This is a genomic window from Actinoplanes sp. NPDC049548 (genome assembly GCF_040676695.1).
Taxonomy (GTDB): domain Bacteria; phylum Actinomycetota; class Actinomycetes; order Mycobacteriales; family Micromonosporaceae; genus Actinoplanes.
Window position 1 is genome coordinate 12,497 of the sequence record NZ_JBFAPM010000032.1, and the last position, 20,307, is coordinate 32,803.

Here is a 20,307-nt window from a genome sequence, read left to right on the forward strand (position 1 = left end):
TCCCGGCATGCGAGTTGCCCGATCGAGCGGCTACGGCCTTGGCGCTTGTTGCTTCTGCGGTTCAGTATCTAGATGGCGAAGGTCTGCAATGAGTTCGTGATTTTTTGCGATCTCCTCGACTGCGCGAAGACGGGACTCGTCTTGGCGAAGCGATTCGATGGCTGACAAGGCGAGAACCGGACTCCAGCCGAGTGCTTGATCTTGTTGTGCGTCATGCTCTCCGCCTTCGCCAAGTCTGAATGCCACTGATCCGTCGACTTGGTCTACGTCGACATAAGCCCTCAACGTGGCTAGGCTGACATGAGTCCCGGATGACAAATTTCGATACAGACCATAAAAGCTGCCTGTGGGATCGAATCGACGGCAGATGACCTGAAGATTTATCTGTAGTTCGGCGGGCGGATGCACGAGGTTCGGCGTCAATCGTGCCGGGATCTCTACTCCACTGTTTTTCAAATCCGTCAAAATGTTTGTGTGAAGCCGTTCCATCGAGCCAATCAGATAATCTTCACCGCCGTGGGTGTGAACGACCGACTGCGCGACTATCGCGTGTTCAAGAGCTACTCGAACATTGGCGCGAGCTGCATACACAAGTCCTAAATCATACAACCGCAAGGCGGCGACAGTCTGCGCCATGGCGTGCGCGACAACGGGAAACACCGCTCGCACCTTTTGGCTCATGCCGACTTTGAAGTTGAAATCCTTGTCGCCGGTGGTCCATAGCTCCACGCATTCCCTGGCCGCTGCAATGTAGTGCGTAGTGAGGCGTTCGATTTCCCGCGACTCGTCGTCCTCTTCCATGACGCGAGTGTGCATATCCGTTTACACGCTGTCAACGAGGTTGTATCTGTGGAGTAGGCGGGCGACGCTCGCAAAGGCGTGGTCGCCCGCCAGCCGGCGGATCTGCTACTCGCCGCGCCCCACCTGCCGCAGCCGCGGCCGGCGCCGCGAGGGAGTGTTCTCGCCGGCGCGTTCAGCTTTCCGGCGTCGCTGCGTGCTGTCCACCGACGCCTTCGATACCTGTGGATAACTTTCCTGCTGTGGACAACCCGGTCGCCGGGTCACTGTCGTGCTATACCCGGAGGCCCATCGAGATGATCATGTACAACACGACCATCGGGGTCGCCGCAGGAGCCGCCCTGGTGCTGGTGCCCCGCTACTGGGCCGCCGTCAAGGAGCAGCGTCTACCTCTCCAGATGGTCCGCGGCAGTGACGCGGCAGGTTGGGCCGCCGCCTTCGGCATGCTCGGTGCCTTGCTGACGCTGTTGGGTGGCGCCATGACCGTGACGCATCCCCTCGCCGAGGCCAAGCCGTACATCGACACCGTGTTCGGAGAACCATCCCTGATCCTCGGCGTGGCGTTGCTGGCCGCCGCCTGGCGACTGAGCCGGTCCGACGCCCCACTGCTCGATGACATCGCCCTGCGGCGCTCGCTAGCCCCGACGGCGTGGATCATCGTCCTGCTCGGTGTCGTCCTGTCCTGGTGCACCGCAGCGATCCTGCGGTTCAACGTGATCAGCTCAGCCCCGATCGAGGAACCGATCACCGGGCTGCTGCATGACTGGCCGGTCCTGGAGAACACCTTCTTCGCGCTGCTCTACGGCGCGGCTGCGCTGGGTTGCCTGATCTTCCCCGTCGCGATCCGCGCTGGCAGCCGCCTCGCCTGGCCGCTGCTGTACTGGACCTGGACCTTGGCTGGCATCGGCTTCGCGCTGTTTTCAGCGATGAACTTCTACACCCACACCGGCATGATCATCAACATGGGCTCGGATGGCCCTGACTTTCGCTGGTAAGCGCATGCACATCAGCTAGTGACCCGTTGCGTAGCCGATCTTGTGGCGGTCGTAGATCATCATCATCCGGGTGATGATCTCCGTCTTACCTACGCCTAGCGGGGCGATCTGCATGTGTCCAATCCGCCGAATCTGCTTCGCTGGGGGCCACGGGTGACCGTACAGCTCCAAAAGTTGCCAGATAGGCAGGTCGCTTAGCCGGCGACGAATGTTGCCGCTCTGCTCGCCCAGCACCTCAAGGTTGCGCTTGTAGGCGCGCATCTCCCTCGTGGACATGGCTCGATAGCGGTCATACAGGTCGTGGCACCGCGGACAAAGGGCGATCAGGTTGTCGAACGTGTCGTCCCGGCTGACGCTGCGCTTCACGATGTGGGCGATCTGAACGGGCCACCCCTTGCACGTGGGGATCGCACAGCGGTGGCCTGCCTCGATCAGCAGCTCAGAGTAGAGCCATCTCGGCAAGTGGGGGCGACTGCTCGGCACAGCCAAATCTTATCGATCGTGCTCGGTCTGATCTATACGTCCTTGGGGTGGTCGTCTTGCCTGGACCCGTTCCTAACCGCGAAGCGGACCTCGCTCGACCGCGTCCCCGCAAGGGCGCTGAACAGCAGGCCGTCACCAAGGGCACCGCTCGGAAGGTGAAGTGGCCGCCGGCTGACCCCGAGTGGCACGCGCTGGCTCGCGACATCTACCTCGGCTGCAAGAACAGCGGCCAGGCGGACTTCTACCAGCAGAGCGACATCGCCATCCTGCGGTCGCTGATGGATGACCTGAGCGTGGCCAAGCGCAACCCCGGCCAGCGTTCGGGCCAGCTCCTTCAGACCCTGTACTCCACGCTGTCGAACCTGCTTGTGACCGAGGGGGACAGGCGCCGTGTTCGCATCGAGCTGAACGAGCCGGAGGAGGAGGCCACTCCGGCGAGCGTCTCCGTTCTCGCCGACTACCGGGAGCAGCTCGGGGTCGCGCAGTAAGGGGGTGACGGCATGGTTCAGGCCACCGCGCCGGCCCCGTTGACCCGCGAAGAGATTGACCTGCTGGAGCCCGAGTACATCGGCCCCACCTGGGCGAAGAACTCGGACGGCTCCTGGAACCTGCCGCGCTGGACGATCGGCTGGCAGATCGCCGCTTGGTGCGCGGACTACCTCCTCGCCGAGGATGGTGGCCCCTGGCGCTTCACGCCCGAGCAGCTTCGCTTCCTGCTCTGGTGGTACGCCGTCGATGACACCGGGCGCTTCATCTACCGAACCGGGGTTCTCCAACGCCTCAAGGGTTGGGGCAAAGACCCGCTTCTGGCGGTCATCTGCCTGATCGAGTTCGTCGGCCCGAGCCGGTTCGCGTACTGGGGCACCGATGGTCAGCCGATCGCCGAGGGCCACCCGCAGGCGTGGGTCCAGGTCGCCGCGGTCAACCGCGAGCAGACCAAGAACACCATGACGCTTCTGCCCTCGCTGATGTCGCAGAAGCTGATCGACACCTATGGCATCAAGGCCGGCGCCGAGCTGATCCGCGCGAACGGTGGGCGTCTACGGCTCGAAGCGGTCACCAGCTCGTTCCGTGCGCTCGAAGGTGCTCGCTCGACGTTCGTATGCCTGAACGAGACGCAGCACTGGGTCAGCGGGAACCAGGGTCACCAGATGATGGAGACCATCGACGGCAACGCCACGAAGAAGGACAGCCGGTACCTGGCCATCACGAACGCCTTCCTGCCCGGCGAGGACAGCGTCGGCGAGCGGATGCGCGAGGCGTACGACAAGATCCGCGAGGGCAAGGCCGTCGACACCGGCATGATGTACGACTCGGTGGAAGCCGACCCGCGTACGCCGCTCACGGTCGAGGCCCTGGAGATCGTTATCCCGAAGATCCGGGGTGACGCGAAGTGGCTGCGGGTCGACGCGATCATCAAGTCGATCCAGTCGCTGATCATCAGCGCCTCTCGCTCGCGGCGCATGTTCCTCAACCAGGTCGTTGCGGACGAGGACGCGCTGTACGGCCCGGAGCAGTGGAAGCCGCTGCTGGTGGAGGGCGCCACGCTGAAGGCCGGCGACACGATCGCGCTTGGATTCGACGGCGGAAAATCCGACGACGACACGGCGCTGGTCGCGATCAGGGCAGAGGACAACGTGGTCTTCGTGCTCGGGCACTGGCATAAGCCGGAAGGCCCGGACGGTGACCACTGGCAGGTCAACAAGGACCAGGTCGACACCGCGGTCCGCGATGCCTTCGCCACGTTCAACGTCGTCGCCTTCTACGCCGATGTCGCCCTGTGGGAAGCCCACATCTCCGAATGGGAGACGGACTTCTCCGAGCGGCTTGCCGTGAAGAGCAGCGTCAACGGCGCCATCGGCTGGGACATGCGGCAGAGCCTCAAGCGCGTCACCCTCGCGCACGAGCGCCTGGTGCAGACGATCGTGGACGGCAAGCTCTTCCACGACGGCGACCCGGCCCTGCGGCGCCACGTGCTCAATGTCTACCGCCGGGTGAACAACTACGGCGTCAGCTTCGGCAAGCAGAGCCGCGAGAGCCCGCGAAAAGTGGATCTCTACGCCGCGATGATGCTCAGCTTCGAGGCCCTGCACGACTACCGCACACGCGGCAAGAAGCAGAAGAAGCGCACCGGCCGCTCGTACTGGATGTGAGGAGTGTGAAGTTTCGACATGGCATCTGAAGCGGCTACCGCGCTCGGCTATGCCAAGCAGCTCCTCGCGATCCTCAACAAGGACCGCGACCGCCTCGCTCGCATCGACGACTACGTCCAGGGCGAACACGACGACCCGTACATGCCCCTCAACAGCGACGACGAATACAAGCTGCTCGCCCGGCGGGCGGTGTCGAACTGGATGCCCCTGCTCCTGTCGACCCCGGCTCAGGCCATGTACGTCGACTCGGTGCGCCGGCCCAGCGTCCAGCTCGCGGTCGGCGAGGTGCTCCCGGAGTGGAAGCACTGGCAGCGCTCACGGCTCGACGCGCGCCAGCTTGCCATCCACCGTGGCGCCCTGAAGTTCGGGCACTCCTTCACGTTGACGGAGAAGACCGTCAGGGGAGTGCGCACCAAGGGCCTGTCGGCTATGAAGACGGCAGCGCTGTTCGAGGACCCCGCGAACGACGACACCCCCGAGGTCGCGCTCACGGTCCTCAAGTTCGCCAAGGGCGACGCCAAGGGTGTGGCCCGCATGTTCGACGCCCGCTACGAGTGGACGGTCTCGTTCGGCTCGCTCGGCGATGACGTCAGCGTGCGGCTCACCGCGAAGCGCCGGCACGGCGCAACGGAGTGCCCGGTCACCCGGTTCGCTGCGGCGGTCGACCTGGAAGGTCGCACTGTCGGCGTGATCGAGCCGATGATCGATCTTCAGAACCGCATTAACCAGACGGTCTTCGACCTGCTAGTGGCACAGACCTACGCCAGCTTCAAGGTCCGCACGGTCACCGGCATGGCGCCGCCCGTCAAACGCGACCCGGAAACCGGCGACGTGGTGCTCGACGACGAGGGCAACCCGATCCCGCTGCCGATCAACCACAACGCCCGCCGGTTCCTGTTCGCTGAGGACGCGGACGTCAAGTTCGGCTCCTTGGACGAGACCCCACTGTCGGGGTTCATCGAGTCGCTGGACATGTCGATTCGGCATCTGGCCGCGATCAGTCAGACGCCGCCTCACCACCTGCTCGGCATGATTGCCAACCTGTCGGCCGAGGCCCTTCTCGCTGCCGAGACTGCGCTGTTGCGCAAGGTCGAGGAGTTCCGCAACAGCTTCGGCGAAAGCTGGGAACGCGTGATGCGCCTGGCCGTCGAGCTGGAAGGCAACCTCGACGCGGCGCAGGACTACGACGCCGAAGTGATGTGGCGCGACATGGAGATGAAGTCGCTGGCGCAGAGTGCAGACGGTCTCGGCAAGCTGGCTGAGTCGCTCCAAATCCCGGTACGGGGCCTGTGGAACCGGGTTCCCAACGTGACCTCACAGGAAGTCCAGGAATGGGAGCGGCTGCGCGAAGAGGACGACGCCGAGCTTCAGCTCGCCCAGTCCATCCGCCGGGCCACCCCGGACGCCGAAACCGGTATCTCGAGCCCCGCCCCTGAGCTGGTCTCCGCGTGAGCGCGGCGGCCGAAGCCGAGGCGGCTCGGGTTTCCGCCGCCTACCAAGCGGCCCTGACGCAGCTCGGGGTCGCTTCGGTGGGGGAGGCCCTGAAGCTGTGGGCCAGCGTGCCCGCGAGTGCTCAGGCGGCTACCAGCGCGAGGTGGTTGGCCACGGCGGTCGACCTCATCATGAAACGCCGCGTGCAGTCGCGAGCGTTGGCTATCGCCTACTACCAGCTGACCCGGGCGCTGCTCACCGGCCGCACAATCGCCGACCCCACCAAGCCCGTACCAAGTCAGGTCACGCTCGACCAGCTTCGGGCAGCATTCGCCCAGCTCGCCGGTAAGGACGCCCGAGCGGGGCTACGGACCAGCGGCAGCGTGGAAGCTGCGACGCCCGGCGGTGCAAGCGGCGTACCCATCGAGCGCCTGCTGAACGCGGCTTCAGCCCTGGCGGCAGGAGATCGCGCCGCACAGGCAGAGGCACGAGAAGTGCTTCAGGCCCTCGGCCCGAACAACCTGCTGAAGAAGCTCAACGACATCGACACCAAGCTCGCGGCCGACGTGGTCGACGGGCTGCGGCACGACGCGCACAGCCGGGCCGGTACCCGCCAGGCGGCAGCCGTCTCCCGTCTGGTCATGAACGGCGCCCGGAGCGCCACATGGTCGCTGGGGGAGCTGGACCGCCGGGTCATCGGATATGCCCGCGTCTCCGAGTCGGGCACCCCCTGCGGCTGGTGCGCGATGTTGATCAGCCGTGGCGCGGTCTACAAGACCAAGCGCGGCGCCGAGTACAGCGACGGCGACAAATACCACGACAACTGCCATTGCCACGCCGAGCCGCTGTTCACCACCGACCAGTACGCCGACAAGAGGTTCGAGCTGAACCGCTCGTATGGCCGACTCTGGCCGACCGTGACGGCAGGCAAGTCCGGCAAGGCGGCAGTTGCCGCCTGGCGCGCATACATCCGCGCCGAAACCACAGCCTCTGCCCAGGCGGCGAGGTCCACCCCCATCGCCCAGGAGGCGAAGCAGTGAGCGACACCAACAGCACGGCTCCCACCGAGCAGACCCCCGACAACGCGCCGGCCGAACCGACGGCCGAGCAGAGCGAGGAAACCGAGTCCCCAACGGACGCGACTCCTGGCGAGTCGGAGGACGAACTGCCCGAGTGGGCGCGCAAGCGACTGGCCAAGGCCAATGCCGAGGCAGCGAAGTACCGCACGACGCTGCGCGAGACCGAAGCCAAGCTCAAGGACGCGAGGACGCCCGAGGAGCTGGACGCTGCGGTCAAGTCGGTGCAGGAAGAGAACGCCCGGCTCCAGCGGGAGCTGCTCGTCTCTGACACCGCTCGCAAGTTCGACCTCCCGGACGAGCTGCGTGACGTGCTCAAGGGCAGCACGCAGCAGGAGCTGGAGGCTCACGCCAAGGTGCTCCAGAAGTACGCGACCCCGGCCAACACACCGGGCGAGCTGAGCGGCGGCCTCGACCCCAGCGACGAGACCGACGCCTTCGACCCGGTGAAGGCAGCCCGTGCCGCCCGCGCACGCCGCTACTGACCGGCCAACCCCGTAAGCCCCGCACTGCCACGGTGCGGGGCTCTTTCGTGTCCGATGGAGGGCAGAGATAGTGGCTCAGCACCAGGTAGTCAAGCCCGAGAAGATCGCCGCGACCGCGGCGGTTCTGCTCGAAGAGAGCCTCGTCGTCCCCGCCGTGTTCCGGCGCGAGGGCATCGACCAGTACAAGGGCGCCAAGGACGACACCATCAACGTGGTCGTCGAAGGCGTGCTGCCGTTTCGGACCTACGGCTGGCGCAACGACCGCTCGACGGAGATCCAGTTCGACGAGTACCAGGAGCGCAAGGTCGCCGTGAAGTTCGGCGGCGACATCTACAACGCGGTGAAGCTCACCGACGAGCAGAACGATATGGACCTGCCCGGCTGGAGCAAGCTGGCCCGCAAGCAGACCGAAGCCCTCGGCGCCGGCCTTGAAGCCGAGGCGACCGACTACCTGCGCGAGGCCCCCTACGCGGTCACCCTGGGCCTCGACTCCGCGAACCTGCGACGCGGCCTCATCCGCGCTCGCTCGGTCATGAACAAGCTCCGCGTCCCGGCGGGCGCCCGCACCATCCTGGTCGGCACCGACATCGAGGCGGCGCTGCTGGAGGACGAGAAGCTGAACCTCGCCTCCAACGTGGGCGAGGCCGAGGCCGTCTCCGCTCTGCGCGAGGCCACCCTCGGGCGGCGCTACGGCTTCAACTTCGTCGTCGCCCAGGAGCTGAACCCGACCGAAGCGGTCGCCATGGTCGACAGCGCTTTCATCTTCGCCACCGGCGCTCCGAGCGTCCCGCAGTCCGTACCGTTCGGCGCGACCGCCAGCTACAACGGCGTCGCGCTGCGGTGGCTGCGCGACTACGACTCGCTGCGCTTCCAGGACCGCTCGATCTTCAACACGTGGAAGGGATTCCGGCACGTCACGGACATCCTGATGGGCAAGGACGAGCAGACCAACTTCCGCTTTGTCGGCCAGTACGAGCACTTCGTGCGCGCTATCAAGCTCAAGCTCGACGGCACTGACTCGCTGCCCAACCCGACCACGGGCCGCCCGAGCGAAGGCTTCTCCAAGGAGCAGGACGCCGAGCTGGCTGGCATCACCGGACTTAAGGCGGCGGCCCCGGCTCCGGCTGCGCGCAACGCCTCGCGGTGACCTTCACGGGCCGGGTGTGAAGTTTCGACAGCACACCCGGCCCTTTCCACCCCGAGCGCAAGGAGAACGACATGGCCTATGCCTCGCTCGACGAGCTGAAAGACCGTCTCGACTTCGACCTGGACGAGGCGGAAGTTCGGGTCGCCGAGAGTGCCCTCAACGACGCCAGCGACCTCGCGATGGAATACGGCCGGGAATGGCCGCAGGACGACGTACCCCGCCTGGTCCGGACTCTGGTACTGCGGGCGGCGAAGCGACACGTGCAGAACCCGAACGGCTACACCGTCTCGCGCGCTGGCGACGAAACGCTCCAGTGGAACGACGCAGCCGGCGACAACGCAGGCGTCGTCTACTTCACCCGCGACGAGCAGAAGCTACTCGCCGAGCTGGCCGGCAAGCGGCATGGCCTGACCACCGCGCCGGTCTCGGCGTGGGGTCCGCAGCGCACGAACCGCCGTATGGCGCCCCTCGGCCCCGGCAACTACGTGCCGGTACAGGGCTCTCCGAACTCGCCGTTCCCGTACTTCGCGGACGAGGTGGAGCCCTGGTGAGCTTGCAGCGACGACGTGGCCTGTTGGTCACTGTCTGGAAGACCCATCCCACGACTGACAAGCGCGGCAACACGGTGATGGTGGCCGACCCGAACGACACGCTTCAGGTCCGTGCCTACTTCATCCCGCAGCGCTCCAGCCGCGCCGAGGTGCCCGGCCAGCAGCAGATCAACGTGGTCCGGATGCTCGTGGCGGCCGAGCTGCCCAACGTCAGCCTCTGGTCGCGAGTCGCGTGGAACGGCAAGGAGTGGGACATCGTCTCCCCGCCGGCCTACCACCACGGCTCGCGCCGCACCAGGCACTGGTCCCTGGACATTCGGGAGCGGCCCTGATGGCGGAACTGCTCCCCGACAAGCAGGTCAACGACATCGTCTCGAAGCACGAGACCGTGCAGGGCTACCTCGAAGCGGTCACCTTCGACATGGCCGCGACGGCGGACGAGCTGCTCGTGCAGAACCGCCACGACGGCCACGCGGAAATCGACTGGGAACACGCCGACGTCGACTGGTTCGTAACGCTCTCCGACGAGCGGGGACAGAAGGCCGCCCTGTCCATCGAGTTCGGCCGCGAGCCCTACACCGATGAGCACGGCCGCAAGGTCGGCGGCATGGAGGGCCTCTACATCCTGACCCGCGCGACCGGCATCGCCCGTAAGCAGAAGCGTCAGCGAGGTAAGCCCTGATGGCCGCGCTACCCGACGCCATCCGCGCGATGGTCGAGCTGAGTCCCATCGAGGACGTCATGCTCCACGTCCTGCGCGAGGGACTGCCCGGCATCGCGGTCAACTCGCTGATCGCGGACGACCAGCACTTCCCGCTGGTGCTCGTGCGCCGGCTCGCCTCCTTCGGCAACTGGGGCGGCGACGAACGCTTCACCGACCAGGCCGATATCGCTGTGCACTGCTTCGTCGAGGACCCCGACGGCGACGAGGACGCGGCATTGCTCTCCGAGGCCGTTCGCGTGGCGCTACGCAACGCCTGGCGCCGCAACGCTCACATCCCGGGGCGCGGCTACCTGGTCAAGGCGCAGATGGTCTCGGCTCCGCGCCGGGCCACCGACTGGGCGACGAGTACCGGCCCGGTCCAGTACGCCGACCTGCCGACCCGCGTGCACCGATACGAGACGCAGTACCGGCTGACCATCCGCAAGGAACGGTCGCGCCCCCTCCCGTTCGCCTGAACCCCTCACTACGCCACCCTGCGTGAACTTTCGACACCGCGGGGTCTTCGGCGTGCCCGAAAAGGAGACCCCCAAGTGCCACTCAATGACAATGCAACCCTCGTCGTCGGCGCGGGCAACTACCTGACCGCCCCGGTGGGCACGGCGATGCCCGCCGACCTGCTCGCCCCGGGCAGTCCCTGGAACCCGGTAGGGCACACGAGCCTGGAAGACGTCTTCGGCATCACCTCCGAAGGCGGTGAGGCCACCACGCTCGGCAGCTTGCAGAACAAGACGCTGCGCACCAAGTACAGCGCCCGGACCGAGATGATGACCTTCACCCTCGTGCAGTTTGACGAGGATGGCTTGCGCCTGTTCTACGGCCAGAACGCCCCGACCCTGCCCAACGGCATGATCGGTGTGCCGCAGGACCCGCAACCGACTCAGGCGGCGTTCCTCGCGATCTTCGTGGACGGCGGGAACTTCTTCGGCTTCTACGCCCCCAAGGCCGAGATCTACCGCGCCGACGACCTGTCCATCTCCGACACCGAGTCGCTCGCGGGCCTGCCGCTCGGCGTCAAGCCGATGGCGCTGGGCACCAACTCTTGGACCTACGCGGTCACTCCGCTCGGCGGTGTCCCGGCGACCGGCGCGACCGCCGGCTCGCCCGGCGCGTTCACTCCGGCCGGCGCGGCAACCCCGGCGAACCTCGCGGCGCTCGACGAGGTCGACGCCAACCCGTCCACCAAGTGGACCCCAGGCCAGTACGTGATCCTCGGCGACACCACGAACGCCCACTGGAACGGCGCCGCCTGGGCGAGCGGCATCGCCACCGCCTGATTCCCACCCTGATCGACCCGGCTGCGCGCGTCTTTGCGGACCTCCGCGCGCAGCCGGGGCTTCTCCCGCTGAGCGTCCGCGATTCCCCCTTTGCGCCTAACTCCGGAGGTCCGCTTCCTCATGTCTAACTTCACCCTGGACGACATCCGCGCCGCCGCCGAAGCCAAGTACGGCTCGACCGACATTGCCCTTGACGAGACCACGACGGTTCGCCTGCTCAACCCGCTGCGGCTGAGCAAGGAGAACCGGACCGCACTGATCGCCGTCCAGGAGAAGATGCGCGACGACGACGCCGACCAGGAGACGCTGCTCTCCGAGGCGATCGGCCTGATCGCGGAGTCGCCGGCCAAGGCCAAGAAGCTGCTCTCGGCAGTTGGCGGCGACCTGGCCGTGCTCGCCGAGATCTTCACTGCGTACTCCGAGGGGACGCAGGCGGGGGAAGCCTCGGCCTCGCGCGACTGATCGACGACTACGGCGAGGGCCTGTACCCCGACCTGCTGTTTCACTACGGCGTCGATCTGACCCAGGTGATCACAGGAGAGGGGCCAGCCCCCGCCCTGGTCCTCGCACTCGTGCAGAGGCTTCCCGACACGTCCCTGACCAGCGCCCTCGCGTCGGGCGGCAGGGAGCACTTCGGCTGGGGCGTCGACCGGCATCTAGCGGCCGACATCTACGACGCGCTCAACCAGAACACCCGGGCCACCGGCCAGTGGGCCAAAGGCAAGGTACCGGTCCTGCCTGCCTGGCCGCGTCCCAAGGCGACGGCCGCCAACAAGAGCGAGCCCACCAAGAAGAAGGTCACGGTCGCCGACCTGTGGCGCACGTTCCAGCGGAGGTAGGCGCGCATGACAGCGGGCACGATCATTGGCCGTATCTCGGTCCGCGTGATGCCGGACACCAGCGACTTCCGTGCGAAGGCCAAGCGCGACCTGGACAAGATCGAGGACCAACTCGGCGACCTTCTGATCGGGGTCAGCCTGGGGACCGCCGGCCTGGCCCAGGAAGCTCGCCGCGCGCAGCGAGAGATCGAGCGCAGCCTGCGCGATGTCACCGTCTCGGTGAACCTCGACAACGAGGGCTCCCTGCGCGCGGCCATCACCCGAGTGCAGCGAGAACTGGACGCGCTCGACAACGTCGAGATCAAGATCGACCTCGATCGCTCCGAGCTGATGGCGGCCCGCGAGCTGTTCACCGACCAGCTCAACAAGGTCGCCACGGTCAAGCTCAAGGTCGACCCCAGCTCGATGAACTCCCTCGAGAACGCGATCGACGACATCGACCGCGAGCTGGAGAAGCTGCGCGAGATCGAGCTGAAGGTCAACCTCAACGAGGCCGACCTCAAGGCCGCACGAGAGCTGATGGAGGAAGAACTCCAGAAGCAGATCAAGGTCAAGCTGGCGACCGACAACGCGGCGTACCGGAAGGTCCGCGACGAGATCGCACAGGTGCTCGACACCATCAGGATCACGCCCGAGATGGACTCGGCCAAGGTTCGCGAGCAGACCCGCCGCATCGAGCAGTACGTCGAGCAGATCAACGACTTGCGGGCGACGATCACTCCGGAGATGAACGACCGCGAGCGCAGGCGCGTGGAGCGCGAGATCGACCGGCTCAAGGACAAGATCGACAACATCAAGAGCCAGATCGAGGTCGACGTCAAGAACGGGTCCAGGCTCAAGGCCAAGGCTTCGCTCGATCTGCTGGCCCGTGACCGTACGGTCAAGCTCATCCCCGAGGTATCGAAGACCGCAGTCGTCAGGGCCGGCACGATCCTCGCCGCGCTGTCCGGCGCGCGGGCCATCAACAACATCCTCGAAAAGCTCTGGGACAGCATCAAGAACCTGGACAAGGCCGCCCCGCTGATCGGCGGCCTGGCGCTGGCCATCGCCAACCTGGGCGCGGTCGGCATCGCCTCGGCGTCGAGCCTGGCCTCGCTGTCGGCATCGCTGGCAAGCATCGCGCCGGCGGCTCTAGCCCTGCCCGGCATTTTCGGCGGCCTGGCCATCGGCGTCATCGCCTCGGTCGTCGCCCTGAAGGACATCAACCAGCATCTGCCCGAGTTCGCCATCGGGCTCGGTCGGGCGCAGAAGGCCGGCGAAGCCTGGAAGACGCTCCAGGACCAGATGTCCGACGGGTTCTGGAAGGGCTTCGAGAAGCCCCTGAAGAACCTGCTCACGTCGCTGTTCCCTCAGTTCTCCGCCGGGATGAAGAAGATCTCGGGCGAGCTGGGGCAGTTCTTCGGTGGCTTGGCCACCGGATTGCAGGGCGCCTTCAACGGCGCGCTCCAGGGCATGTTCCAGGATCTGTCGGACTCGATCCACATCGCGACCGCCGCGACCGGCGACCTCGCGAACATCATCAAGATCCTCGGCGAGACCGGCGCGGGATACCTTCCCCGCCTTGCACAGTGGTTCGTCGATGTCACCAAGAACCTCTCGGACTTCCTGACCAAGGCGTCCGAGGGCGGCGCGAACAGCAAGCTCAACGGCTGGATCGAGACCGCCATCCAGGCCCTGACGGACCTCGGCCACGTGGTGGTCTCCGTCGGCGGCATCCTCTACGGACTGGGCAAGGCGGCCAACGCAGCGGGCGGCTCCACGCTGGCGACCTTGGCCGACACGCTCCAGCGGGTGTCGGACGTCGTCAACTCGGCGGACTTCCAGTCCTCGCTGGTCGATGTGTTCGCTGCCGCCCACGCCGCGATCGACGCCATCGTCACGCAGTCCGGTCCGGCGCTGGAGAACTTCTTCAAGTCGTTCTCGACCAGCCTCACCACGATCCTGCCGATGGCGGGCGACGCGTTCGGCAAGCTGCTCGGCGGCATCGCTGACGCGCTCGCGCAGCCCGCGTTTCAGACCGGCTTGGTCGACCTGTTCGTGGGGATCGGCAAGGCGGTCGACGCGCTGACCCCTGCGCTTGGTCCGCTCGGTCACGCACTCGGCGCGGTCGGCTCGCTGCTCGGCACGTTCCTCGCCGCCCTCGGCCCCAGTCTCGGCGGGGTCCTGAAGACGGTGGCTCAGGCGGCGTCGGTGCTCGCGCCCGCGCTGGAACCTTTGGTGACCCTGCTGGGCACCGCGCTGGCTGGAGCGATCCAGAAGGTGGCCCCGCTGTTCGGGCAGCTTCAAGGCTCGATCCAGGGCCTCACGGCGGGCGGTGGCCTCGACGGGCTGGAGAACTTTGCATCGTCCATGAAGGCCGCCTGGCAGCCGCTCGTCCCGTTGCTGGGCACCACGATCAAGGGCCTGTTCCAAGGGTTGATCCCGATCTTCCGGGAGGTCTTGTCGGCCGGGCAGCAGATCGGCCCGGCTCTCGGTCAGGCGCTTCAGCCGATCGTGGCGGCGCTCGGCCCCGCACTGGCGCAGCTCGGCGGCGCGATCGGCACGCTCGTCAACGCGCTCGCGCCGCTGGTCGCCACGATCCTGCCGCCCCTGGGAAAGCTCCTCGGTGGGCTGGTCGGGTTGATCGGCACGGTGGTCGCCGCGCTTGCACCCTTCGTCGCGAAGATCATCGAGATCGCGTCGGCCATCATTGGGCCGCTGATCCAGGCGCTCGCCCCGCTGGTGGCTAAGTTTCTGCCCCAGCTCGGCGCCGCGTTCTCGCGGCTGGTCGAGGTTCTCACCCCGGTGCTGGACATCCTCCAGACGGTGGCGAACTTTATCGGCCAGTACATCGTGCCGGCCATCGCCAAACTGATCGGCCTGATCCTCGACAACCTGATCGTCGTCATCAACGCGATCGTCGACGTGGTCAAGGCTGCGGTCCAGGCGATCATGGGTATCTGGAACATCTTCGCCGGGATCTTCACCGGCGACTGGAGCCGCGTGTGGACCGGCGTCAAGCAGGTCTTCGCCGGGATCTGGAACGCCATCGTCGCGCTGTTCAAGGGCGTGTGGCAGGTCCTCGTCAACAACTTCGAGACGTTGGGCGCTCAGGGCGTCGCGCGCTGGACCAGCATGTGGAACAGCATCCGGTCCCTCGCCTCCTCGGTGTGGAACTGGCTGAAGTCCACCTGGTCGGCGATCACCAACGCGATCGCGAGCACGGCGTCGACCGCCTGGACCAGCATTGCGAGCACGTTCTCCTCGCTCGGCTCCTCGCTGCGCTCCACGGCCTCTTCGGCCTGGAACGCGGTGAAGTCGGCCTTCACCAACGGCGTCAACAACGCTGTGTCGACGGTGAGGGAGCTGCCCGGCCGGGCCAAGTCCGCGCTGGGCAACGTCGCCGGACTCCTCGTGAGCGCTGGCCGGCAACTGATCCAGGGCTTCATCAACGGGATCAGGAACATGTTCGGCAGCGTGCAGTCCACGCTCGGCGATCTGACCTCGAAACTCACCAGTTGGAAGGGTCCGCAGTCCGTCGACCGCGTGTTGCTCTACGACGCAGGACAGCTCGTCATCGACGGCTTCCTCAACGGCCTGGAGTCGCGGTACGCCGCGGTGCGCACGTCGCTGCGCGGCTTCACCACCGAGATCGGCGACATGGCCGTCGCCTCGCCCGGCGTGGATACCTCGCACCTGACCAGCAGTGTCACGAGCGCGATGGCCGAGCGAAGCCCGGCTGCGACCCAGAAGATCCTCAACTACTACGCGGCCCCGGGCAGCTCGATCGACAGCGCAGAAGACCTCTTCGCCGCGAGCGGCCGGGCCAGGATGGTGGGCTGGTAGTGCATCTACTCCTGGTGAACAGCACGGACACGATCAACCTCAACGACGTGCTGAACTTCGGAACCGGCGCCCAGGCCGTGTCGGGCGCGACGGGCCTCGGGTTCCCTGAGGTGGCGGCGCAATGGATCGAAGGCGCGGGCGACGGTGCCATCTACCGTGGCTCGCGTCTTCGCTCGCGCAACATCGACCTGCCGCTTCACCTCGTCGCGGCCGACCGGCCTCGCCTCAAGGAGCTGGTGGCCCGGCTGGAACTGATGCTCACCGCAGGCGAGTGCACGCTGCGCTGGGTCGAGGACGACGGCACTTACTGGTCGACTCCGGTCGCCTGGCAGGGCGGCGGCGGATGGACGTACGGCGTCGACACGATCGGCGAGCGTGACCTCTCCACGGTCGTCACGCTGCGGGCCGGATCGCCGTACTGGACGTACAGCGTGTCGTCGTCGGAGCGCATCCAGAACACCGGCTCCGGGCGTGGCCTGCTCAACGGGTCGCTGAGCAGGCTGCGCATCTCCGCATCGCAGGCCATCGGCTCGATCCGGCTGGTGAACCTGGGTACTGCGCCGGCCTACCCCGTGTGGACTGTGGTCGGGCCAGGCACCAACTTCATCGCCCGTTCCCCGACCGGGCAGACGCTGCGCTGGACCGGCACGATCGCAGCCGGCGGCTCCATTACCTTGGACTGCCGCAAGGGCACCGCCATCGACGTTGCAGGCACGAACGTCTACGGCCAGCTCGCAACGGCGCCGAAATTTTGGGCCATTCCGCCGGGAACCAGCGTGGTCACCGCCTCGCTGGAGAGCACCACTACCGCCAGCTCCATCACGTGCTCGTGGCAACCCCGCAGGCGGGTGGTGATCTGATGAAGCTCGACGACATCACGGTTGAGGTACGCAACCGCAACCTCGACCGGGTCGGCCAGATTCGGCCCGACGAGCTGGACCTCACCATCCAGGACGTCTTCAACAACGTCGGTCAGTGGACCCTGAAGCTCGCTGCGGAGCATCCCCTCGCGGACGTGCTCCGCAGCCCCGGTTCCGGCATCATCGTCACCGGTCCCACCGACGTGCTGCTATCCGGGCCAGTCGTGGAGCCCCGCAACGAAGCCACCGCGACCGACCCGGTCGGCACGGTCACGATCGCAGGCGTCACCGACGCCATCCTGCTGGCTGACGCGCTCGCGTACCCGGACCCTGCGGTCGGTGACCCGACCGCGCAGAAGGCTCCGACGGACCTGCGCATCGGTGAAGTCGAAGCGCTGATGCATGAGTTCGTCAACGCGAACATCGGACCGGGTGCCCCTGCCTCTCGGCGTACCGGGTTGCTGGGCAAGCTGACGATGGGGGAGAACGGCCGGCGCGGTCCGGTCACCACCAAATCCGCCCGGTTCACGGTGCTCGGCACCCTGCTTTCGGAGCTGGCGTCGACCGCTAACCTCGGCTTCCGGGTGGTGCAGCGCGGGAACAGGCTGGCCTTCGAGACGTACGCCGTCCGCGACCGTACGGACCTGATCCGCCTCGACATCTTCAACTCCACGCTCGCCGGTCACAAAGTGGCCATCTCGCCGCCCGGCGCGACGCGGGTGCTGGTGGGCGGCTCCGACGAAGGTGTGTTCCGCCAGTTCGTCGTGCGCACCAACACGGCCGCGGCGCAGGCCGAGCAGGACTGGGGCCGGCGCATCGAGGTCTTCAAGGACCAGCGTGCAGCCGACAAGGTCGAGGAGCTGGAGCAGGCCGGCGACGAGGTACTCGCTGACCAGAGTTTCGGCGCCGTCGCCGTGCAGGTCGTGCCGATGGAAGACTCCGCGATGCCGTACGGCACGGCGTGGAGGATGGGCGACCGGGTGGCCGTGGTCGTCGAGGGCCAGGAGCTGGCCAGCACGGTGACCAGCTACACCCTCAAGGCCGACGCGGACGGCTTTCGACTCGGCGCGGTCCTCGGCGACGCCTCCGGATTCGACCCGCAGGCCGCGCTGAGCAAGCGAGTCAGTTCGGTCGAGGACCGCGTCTCCTCACTGGAACGAAGCGGCGCCGCCACGGCCCCCATCATCTCGGTAGGCAACCGCGACCTCGGGACAGCACAGCCTGGCTGGAACACCTTCACCGTGACCCTGCCCGGCGGGGCGTCCTTCCCGAACAGCGCGTACACCGTCACCGGGCACGCCCACGAGATGCCCATCAACTTCGGCTCCGCCGTGTTCACGACCGCCGAAGCCATCCCGGTCAGCCCGACGCAATTTCGAGTGCGCGTGAACAACAACTACACCCGCGAACTGCCCTGCCTGCTCGACTACATCGCCGTGCAGAACACCTGACGCGACCACCCCGTTCCTCTGCACCCCGAAGCCATGCGCGGCGGGGTCTCTCCCATCTTCGGAGGCACCTTCCTTTGGCTATCACCGCGTATCCCTTCGATGATCAAGACACCACCGAGAATCAGTTCTCCCTCTGGGCGCGCGAGTTGCAGGACTCCGGCGTGGCCGACACCTTCGGCGGCACCGGCTTCCGCGTCAGCGGCGGAGGCGGCGGCATGGCCGTGCAGGTGCAACCCGGCTTCGCGTTTCTGCGCGGACACGCGCTGTCGTCCACCGCGGTCGAGACCAAGACCATCGAGGCGGCCAGCTCCGCGTTGCGCTACGACCGCGTCGTGTTGCGGATCAACCCCTCGACGAACCTCGGCAGCATCGAGGTGCTCAAGGGAACCGCCGGCAGCGGCGTCCCGCAGGGCCTCACCCAAACCGCCGAGGGCATCTTCGAGCTGAGCCTCGCGGTCGTCACCGTCCAGGCGAACGCGACCACCATCGACGCGGCGATGGTTCGCGACGACCGCCAGTACGTCGGCGCGCGGACCGGCGTGTGGTCGACCGCGACCCGGCCGTCCGGGTTCCGGACCTACAAGCTCGGGTTCAACACAACCACTCAGAGCTGGGAATTCTGGAACGGCAGCCAGTGGCAAAACGTCGTGGCCTCCACCGCCGAGAACTCCAGCCAGTGGAACGGATTCACGCTGACCGTTTCCACGACCCAGCCAGCCGGCACGCCGACCGCTGACCGGATCTGGATTCAACCGATCAGCTAAGGAGGCGCGCCAGTGGCAACGACCTGGGGCTCCTATGACGGGCACCTGCGCTTCGGCATCGACCTGACCAGCTCCACGCCCAGCGCATCGAGTACGAGCGTCACCGTCACGGTCAAGCTCTACATCCAGTGCTCCGACAGCTACAACTTCGACGACAACCAGAACTGGAGCTTGTCGGGCTCGCACGGCGACTCAGGCTCCTTTCACAACAGCCTGGCAAACGGCGAGTCCAAGCTGCTGTACTCCACGAGCTTCGGCGCCGCGATCGACTACGACGGCACCGGATCGCTGTCCTACAGCGCCTCGCTGTCCGGCGCGTTCAACGGCGCCCACCCCACACACTCTCGCTCGATCACCCTGCCGAAGCGGCCTCCATCCGCGCCGTCCCCGCCCGGTGTGCCGTCCGCCGGCTCGATCACGGCCACATCAGTGTCGCTGACTTGGACGGCCGGTTCCGCCAACGGCTCCGCAATCAACGGCAACGCCGGCCAGGTCGCCCGCGACTCGGCGTTCACACAGATCGTGAAGTCCTGGAGCGAGGACGGCTGGAGCGGCCAGACGGTGACCGGCCTACCGAAGGGCACCACGCTGTATGCCCGGGTGCGGGCGCGGAACTCGGTGGGCTGGTCCGGCTGGTCCGGCGCGCGAGCGTTCACCACCCTGGCCACCGAGGCTGGCGAGCCGGGGTTGCCGAGCGTCAGCAACGTCGGGGCGCAGACGGCCACCGTCTCCTGGTCGCCACCGCCAGACAACGGCGGCTCGCCCATCACGACCTACCTCATCCAATACAGCACCCACGGCGACTTCTCGACCTACCAGCAGATCAGCGACCCGAGTTCACCGGCCACGCTAACCGGCCTGACACCGGGAACCACCTACTACGTCTGTGTCCGCGCGGTCAACGCAGTCGGCACCAGCACCCGAACACCTGGCGTCAGGTTCACCACGCTCTCCGCCGTCAAGATCGGCAACGGCACGTCGTGGATTCCGGCCCTAGTGTGGGTCGGCGATGGAACGCGGTGGGTTCTGGCTCAGATCAAGGTCGGTGACGGAACCGCCTGGAAGTGACCCAGATCGTGAATCCACCCCACCTCACCCTCGCCCTGGACGCGACAGTGCAAGCGGCGACCGTCACCGCTCTCGGCACGATCATTGTCGCCCTCGTCGGTATCGCCCTGGAGCTACTGCGCCGCAACCACAAGCGGCTCGGCACCGTCCGCGATCAGGTGCAAAACAACCATGACACCAATCTGCGCGACGACGTCGACCAGGTGCTCACCGGCCTGGACGACGTCAAGAACATGCTGCACCAGCACGGCCGCGACATCGGCGGCATCCGCGAGGAATTACGCCACGAACGCGCCGAACGACTCGACGTCGAGCGCCGCCTGACCGACCACCTGCGCGACAGCTAACCCCAGGCATCACACCACTTACGGCCCTGCCGCCCA

Annotated in this window: 22 protein-coding genes; 20 read left to right on the forward strand and 2 right to left on the reverse strand. The window is 66.6% G+C overall.

Annotated elements, in window-relative coordinates:
- Positions 1 to 30: 30 nt before the first annotated feature.
- Positions 31 to 801: a hypothetical protein gene (locus AB0J80_RS36000; protein WP_364714016.1), complete on the reverse strand. Its 771-nt coding sequence runs from the start codon at positions 799 to 801 to the stop codon at positions 31 to 33.
- Between the two features lie 239 nt (positions 802 to 1,040).
- Here AB0J80_RS36000 and AB0J80_RS36005 point away from each other — a divergent pair, with 239 nt between their 5' ends.
- Positions 1,041 to 1,793, forward strand: a complete 753-nt coding sequence (locus AB0J80_RS36005; protein WP_364714018.1) for a DUF981 family protein — start codon at positions 1,041 to 1,043, stop codon at positions 1,791 to 1,793.
- Positions 1,794 to 1,808: 15 nt separating this feature from the next.
- On the opposite strand, the gene AB0J80_RS36010 is transcribed toward AB0J80_RS36005, so the two are convergent.
- Positions 1,809 to 2,276, reverse strand: coding sequence for an HNH endonuclease signature motif containing protein (locus tag AB0J80_RS36010; RefSeq protein ID WP_364714019.1), 468 nt, complete (start codon positions 2,274 to 2,276; stop codon positions 1,809 to 1,811).
- Positions 2,277 to 2,431: 155 nt separating this feature from the next.
- Here AB0J80_RS36010 and AB0J80_RS36015 point away from each other — a divergent pair, with 155 nt between their 5' ends.
- The 19 genes from AB0J80_RS36015 (at position 2,432) to AB0J80_RS36105 (ending at position 20,271) form a co-directional block, all read left to right on the forward strand.
- Positions 2,432 to 2,764, forward strand: coding sequence for a hypothetical protein (locus AB0J80_RS36015; protein WP_364714020.1), 333 nt, complete (start codon positions 2,432 to 2,434; stop codon positions 2,762 to 2,764).
- Positions 2,765 to 2,776: 12 nt separating this feature from the next.
- Positions 2,777 to 4,429, forward strand: a complete 1,653-nt coding sequence (locus AB0J80_RS36020) for a terminase (RefSeq protein ID WP_364714022.1) — start codon at positions 2,777 to 2,779, stop codon at positions 4,427 to 4,429.
- An 18-nt stretch (positions 4,430 to 4,447) separates the two neighbouring features.
- Positions 4,448 to 5,881, forward strand: a complete 1,434-nt coding sequence (locus AB0J80_RS36025) for a phage portal protein (protein ID WP_364714023.1) — start codon at positions 4,448 to 4,450, stop codon at positions 5,879 to 5,881.
- Positions 5,878 to 6,900 carry a hypothetical protein gene (locus AB0J80_RS36030; protein ID WP_364714025.1) on the forward strand — a complete coding sequence of 341 codons (1,023 nt, stop codon included), beginning with the start codon at positions 5,878 to 5,880 and terminating at the stop codon, positions 6,898 to 6,900. The genes AB0J80_RS36025 and AB0J80_RS36030 overlap by 4 nt, the downstream gene beginning before the upstream one ends.
- Positions 6,897 to 7,421 (forward strand): hypothetical protein, encoded by a 525-nt coding sequence (locus tag AB0J80_RS36035; protein ID WP_364714026.1) that lies wholly within the window; start codon positions 6,897 to 6,899, stop codon positions 7,419 to 7,421. The genes AB0J80_RS36030 and AB0J80_RS36035 overlap by 4 nt, the downstream gene beginning before the upstream one ends.
- A 70-nt stretch (positions 7,422 to 7,491) precedes the next feature.
- A complete protein-coding gene (locus AB0J80_RS36040; protein WP_364714028.1) occupies positions 7,492 to 8,568 on the forward strand; it encodes a hypothetical protein in 1,077 nt (358 codons plus the stop codon).
- Positions 8,569 to 8,639: 71 nt separating this feature from the next.
- Positions 8,640 to 9,119, forward strand: a complete 480-nt coding sequence (locus AB0J80_RS36045) for a hypothetical protein (protein ID WP_364714029.1) — start codon at positions 8,640 to 8,642, stop codon at positions 9,117 to 9,119.
- Complete coding sequence (locus AB0J80_RS36050) at positions 9,116 to 9,451, forward strand: phage head-tail adapter protein (protein ID WP_364714030.1); 336 nt, start codon at positions 9,116 to 9,118, stop codon at positions 9,449 to 9,451. Before AB0J80_RS36045 ends, AB0J80_RS36050 begins: the two co-directional genes overlap by 4 nt.
- Positions 9,451 to 9,801, forward strand: coding sequence for a DUF5403 family protein (locus AB0J80_RS36055; protein ID WP_364714032.1), 351 nt, complete (start codon positions 9,451 to 9,453; stop codon positions 9,799 to 9,801). The genes AB0J80_RS36050 and AB0J80_RS36055 overlap by 1 nt, the downstream gene beginning before the upstream one ends.
- Positions 9,801 to 10,298, forward strand: a complete 498-nt coding sequence (locus AB0J80_RS36060) for a hypothetical protein (RefSeq protein WP_364714034.1) — start codon at positions 9,801 to 9,803, stop codon at positions 10,296 to 10,298. The genes AB0J80_RS36055 and AB0J80_RS36060 overlap by 1 nt, the downstream gene beginning before the upstream one ends.
- Before the next feature lie 75 nt (positions 10,299 to 10,373).
- On the forward strand, positions 10,374 to 11,117 hold the full coding sequence (locus tag AB0J80_RS36065) for a hypothetical protein (RefSeq protein ID WP_364714036.1): 744 nt from the start codon (positions 10,374 to 10,376) through the stop codon (positions 11,115 to 11,117).
- 120 nt (positions 11,118 to 11,237) lie between these two features.
- Positions 11,238 to 11,579 (forward strand): phage tail assembly protein, encoded by a 342-nt coding sequence (locus AB0J80_RS36070; RefSeq protein WP_364714038.1) that lies wholly within the window; start codon positions 11,238 to 11,240, stop codon positions 11,577 to 11,579.
- Positions 11,580 to 11,689: 110 nt separating this feature from the next.
- Positions 11,690 to 11,956, forward strand: a complete 267-nt coding sequence (locus AB0J80_RS36075) for a hypothetical protein (RefSeq protein WP_364714040.1) — start codon at positions 11,690 to 11,692, stop codon at positions 11,954 to 11,956.
- Between the two features lie 48 nt (positions 11,957 to 12,004).
- Positions 12,005 to 15,781 (forward strand): hypothetical protein, encoded by a 3,777-nt coding sequence (locus AB0J80_RS36080; protein ID WP_364714042.1) that lies wholly within the window; start codon positions 12,005 to 12,007, stop codon positions 15,779 to 15,781.
- Positions 15,781 to 16,641, forward strand: a complete 861-nt coding sequence (locus AB0J80_RS36085; RefSeq protein ID WP_364714044.1) for a phage tail family protein — start codon at positions 15,781 to 15,783, stop codon at positions 16,639 to 16,641. The genes AB0J80_RS36080 and AB0J80_RS36085 overlap by 1 nt, the downstream gene beginning before the upstream one ends.
- Positions 16,641 to 18,092 (forward strand): siphovirus ReqiPepy6 Gp37-like family protein, encoded by a 1,452-nt coding sequence (locus AB0J80_RS36090; protein WP_364714046.1) that lies wholly within the window; start codon positions 16,641 to 16,643, stop codon positions 18,090 to 18,092. The genes AB0J80_RS36085 and AB0J80_RS36090 overlap by 1 nt, the downstream gene beginning before the upstream one ends.
- A 74-nt stretch (positions 18,093 to 18,166) precedes the next feature.
- Positions 18,167 to 18,856 (forward strand): hypothetical protein, encoded by a 690-nt coding sequence (locus AB0J80_RS36095; RefSeq protein WP_364714048.1) that lies wholly within the window; start codon positions 18,167 to 18,169, stop codon positions 18,854 to 18,856.
- Between the two features lie 12 nt (positions 18,857 to 18,868).
- Complete coding sequence (locus AB0J80_RS36100) at positions 18,869 to 19,924, forward strand: fibronectin type III domain-containing protein (RefSeq protein ID WP_364714050.1); 1,056 nt, start codon at positions 18,869 to 18,871, stop codon at positions 19,922 to 19,924.
- Between the two features lie 8 nt (positions 19,925 to 19,932).
- On the forward strand, positions 19,933 to 20,271 hold the full coding sequence (locus AB0J80_RS36105; protein WP_364714051.1) for a DUF2746 domain-containing protein: 339 nt from the start codon (positions 19,933 to 19,935) through the stop codon (positions 20,269 to 20,271).
- Positions 20,272 to 20,307 lie beyond the last annotated feature (36 nt).

Excerpts from the sequence above, each read along its gene's own strand:
- AB0J80_RS36000 (WP_364714016.1), bottom strand. The coding sequence starts at position 801 with ATGGAAGAGGACGACGAGTCGCGGGAAATCGAACGCCTCACTACGCAC.
- AB0J80_RS36020 (WP_364714022.1), top strand. The coding sequence starts at position 2,777 with ATGGTTCAGGCCACCGCGCCGGCCCCGTTGACCCGCGAAGAGATTGAC.
- AB0J80_RS36025 (WP_364714023.1), top strand. The coding sequence starts at position 4,448 with ATGGCATCTGAAGCGGCTACCGCGCTCGGCTATGCCAAGCAGCTCCTC.
- AB0J80_RS36045 (WP_364714029.1), top strand. The coding sequence starts at position 8,640 with ATGGCCTATGCCTCGCTCGACGAGCTGAAAGACCGTCTCGACTTCGAC.
- AB0J80_RS36055 (WP_364714032.1), top strand. The coding sequence starts at position 9,451 with ATGGCGGAACTGCTCCCCGACAAGCAGGTCAACGACATCGTCTCGAAG.
- AB0J80_RS36060 (WP_364714034.1), top strand. The coding sequence starts at position 9,801 with ATGGCCGCGCTACCCGACGCCATCCGCGCGATGGTCGAGCTGAGTCCC.
- AB0J80_RS36070 (WP_364714038.1), top strand. The coding sequence starts at position 11,238 with ATGTCTAACTTCACCCTGGACGACATCCGCGCCGCCGCCGAAGCCAAG.
- AB0J80_RS36080 (WP_364714042.1), top strand. The coding sequence starts at position 12,005 with ATGCCGGACACCAGCGACTTCCGTGCGAAGGCCAAGCGCGACCTGGAC.
- AB0J80_RS36090 (WP_364714046.1), top strand. The coding sequence starts at position 16,641 with ATGAAGCTCGACGACATCACGGTTGAGGTACGCAACCGCAACCTCGAC.